At 64.1% G+C, this 3,004-nt stretch carries 4 protein-coding genes; all 4 read left to right on the top strand.

What is annotated here, in order from left to right; genetic code table 11:
- A partial coding sequence (locus EOA36_RS32255; protein ID WP_127280876.1) for an RNB domain-containing ribonuclease occupies positions 1–698 on the top strand: 698 nt, incomplete at its 5' end.
- Positions 698–1,132: a DUF983 domain-containing protein gene (locus EOA36_RS32250; RefSeq protein WP_135864396.1), complete on the top strand. Its 435-nt coding sequence runs from the start codon at positions 698–700 to the stop codon at positions 1,130–1,132. The genes EOA36_RS32255 and EOA36_RS32250, both read left to right, overlap by 1 nt.
- Before the next feature lie 73 nt (positions 1,133–1,205).
- Positions 1,206–1,946, top strand: coding sequence for an NUDIX hydrolase (locus EOA36_RS32245; RefSeq protein WP_127280874.1), 741 nt, complete (start codon positions 1,206–1,208; stop codon positions 1,944–1,946).
- Positions 1,947–2,048: 102 nt separating this feature from the next.
- Positions 2,049–3,004 (top strand): MFS transporter (locus EOA36_RS32240; RefSeq protein WP_145969423.1); only part of this gene is annotated, 956 nt, incomplete at its 3' end.

Here is a 3,004-nt window from a genome sequence, read left to right as displayed (position 1 = left end):
ACGGCATCCTGGACCGCGTTCGCGGCGCCGACAATGAGGCGCTGGTCAACGAAGTGGTGCTGCGCTCGCAGAGCCAGGCCGAATATTCACCCAAGAACATCGGCCATTTCGGCCTCAACCTCAGGCGCTACGCGCATTTCACCTCGCCGATCCGCCGCTACGCCGACCTGATCGTCCATCGTGGGCTTATTGCCGCACTCGGTCTTGGACCCGGAGGACTGACGCAAGACGAGGAGGCGCGCCTCGAAGACGTTGCGGTGCTGATCTCCGGCACGGAACGGCGCGCAATGGCTGCCGAGCGCGACACGGTCGACCGGCTGATCTCCGCCTACCTCGCGGAGCGCATCGACGACCGCTTCGACGCCCGCATCTCCGGCGTCACCAAATCAGGACTTTTTGTCCAATTGCCGCAGTATGGCGCCGATGGTTTCATCCCGGTGTCAACTCTCGGCGGCGATTACTATATATACGACGAAACGGCCCGCTCCCTGTTCGGAGAACGCTCGGGCAAAGGCTACCAACTGGCGGACCGCGTCGAGGTCCGGCTCGTCGAGGTGGCGCCAATGGCCGGCGCGATGCGCTTCGAGATGTTGACCGACCCAAAGCCCCTGCCAGGCTCCAGCAGGTCGTTTCACAAGGCTAAGGGCCGCGCCCGTGCGTCGCAATCGCGACCGGGGTCGCGCGGCAGGAGACGATGATGGAACAACAGGTTTTTGGCGGCGAACATCACTCGGGCCGGATTGCCCGCCCATTGTGGACGGCGATGAAGCGAGGGCTCTTGGGCCGCTGCCCGAATTGCGGCGAAGGCAAGCTCTTCCGCGGCTTCACCAAGACCGTCGAAACCTGCAGCGTCTGCGGCGAGGAGATTCATCACCATCGCGCCGACGATTTGCCCGCCTATCTCGTCATCGTCATCGTCGGCCACATCGTGCTCGGCGCCTTCATGGGTGTCGAGGCGACCTCGACGCTCTCCACCTGGCAACACATCCTCATCTGGGTGCCCTTGACCATCCTTCTCTCGATCGCGTTGCTGCAGCCTGTCAAAGGCGCCGTCATCGGATTGCAATGGGCGTTCTATATGCACGGATTTGGTGGCGAAAAGGATGTGATCGAGCCGCATCCCGGGGCCTGAGGTGTTGGCTGGCGCAACATGCCAATCGTTAAGGCCACTTTCGCATGCAAGAAGTTTCCGCTAGGTCCCGCGCATGGAAGCTATGACCAAGGCGGACGTCGACAAGATCGACAAGGGCCTGGCCGTGCATGACGGCCGGCCCCTGCGTCCGCGTGATGCCGCGACGCTCATCCTGCTCGACCGCAAAGGCGACGACGTCCTGGTGCTGATGGGACGCCGCCACGCCGCGCACGCCTTCATGCCAGGGAAATTCGTTTTCCCGGGCGGCCGCACAGACCCTGCCGACAGCCGCATCCCGACGGCGACCGCCCTTAACCAGCACGAAGAAGCCAAGCTGACGGCCGGCCCCGGCCGCACCAGCCACGCCCGAGCCCGTGCCATCGCTTTGTCGGCGGTCCGCGAAACCTATGAGGAAGCCGGCCTGCTGATCGGCCGCAAGGGCGCCTTTGCGTCGACCAGGCGCGACTGGCAGGGTTTCGTCGAACATGGCGTGGCACCATCGCTGGAGGCGTTGCGCTTCGTCGCGCGCGCCATCACGCCGCCGAACCGGGTGCGCCGATTCGACACCCGCTTCTTCAGCGCCTGGCGTGGCGACGTCGCCATCGAATTGCCCGATGGCGGCCCGACCAACGAGCTGGAGGAACTGGTCTGGCTGCCGCTCGCCAAGGCCAAGCAGGCTGATATACCCGACATCACCCGAATGATCCTGGACGAGTTGGAAAGGCGGCTCGCCCACGATCCGCTGCTGCGTCCGGGTGGCCCCGTCCCCTTCTACCGGCTTGTCCGCAACCGCTTCACCCGCGAACTTCTCTAGAGCAATTCCAGGAAAAGTGTGACCCGGTTTTCCCGGGACAAGAGCGAAGCACTTGCCCTTGGGAATTGCGTAAGATCAAACAGACAGAGTATTCAGCATCTCATGACGGTCGATACCCAACCACAGGGCGACGAACGCGTACACTGGCTGCCGATGGTGGCGGCGATCTCGTCGATCAGCGTCGTCGGCATTGCCATCGGCCTCGGCATGCCGCTGCTCAGCGTCATCCTGGAAACACGCGGCCATTCGGCCTCGATGATCGGCCTCAACCCGGCCGTAGCCGGCCTGGCCTCGATCGCCGGGGCGCCGCTCGCCACGCCGCTCGCCATGCGCTTCGGCGTCGCCTGGACGATGATCGCCATGATTGCTACCGGCGCGCTGGCTTTCGTCGGTTTCCATTTCGCGCCTGATTTCTGGATGTGGTTTCCGCTGCGCATCGTGCTGCACATCGCGCTGACGGTGCTGTTCATCCTGTCGGAATTCTGGATCAGCACGTCGGCGCCGCCGCACCGGCGCGGCCTTGTGCTTGGCATCTACGCCACCGTCCTGTCGCTCGGCTTTGCCGCAGGGCCGTGGCTGTTCGCCCATCTCGGCAGTTCCGGCTTCAGGCCGTTTGGCGTCATCATCGCCCTGGTGACGCTCGCCGCCATACCGGTTCTGGCCGCCCGCAACGAAAGCCCTACCATCGTGGCGGAGAGCGAGACCAGCCACTTCCTGCGCTACATCTGGCTGGTGCCGACCGCGACTTTCGCCGTGCTGGTGTTCGGCGCGGTCGAGACCGGCGGCTTCGCGCTGTTCCCGGTCTATGGCAACCGCATCGGATATTCCGAGGCCGACGCGGCGTTGCTGCTGACCATGATCGGCCTTGGCAATGTGCTGTTGCAGATCCCGATCGGCATGATCAGCGACCGCGTCTCGGACCGGCGCTATCTGCTGCTCGCCTGTGCCACGGTTGGTCTCGTCGGCACGATATTCATGCCGTTCTTTGCCGCGAACTGGCATTTGATGGCAGCGCTTCTCTTCGTGTGGGGCGGTGTCGTTGCTGCCATGTACACGAT

It is taken from the genome of Mesorhizobium sp. M8A.F.Ca.ET.021.01.1.1, from assembly GCF_003998025.1.
GTDB lineage: Bacteria > Pseudomonadota > Alphaproteobacteria > Rhizobiales > Rhizobiaceae > Mesorhizobium.
Note: the sequence above shows the minus strand (reverse complement) of the source record. Positions and strands in the feature narration are given on the sequence as shown.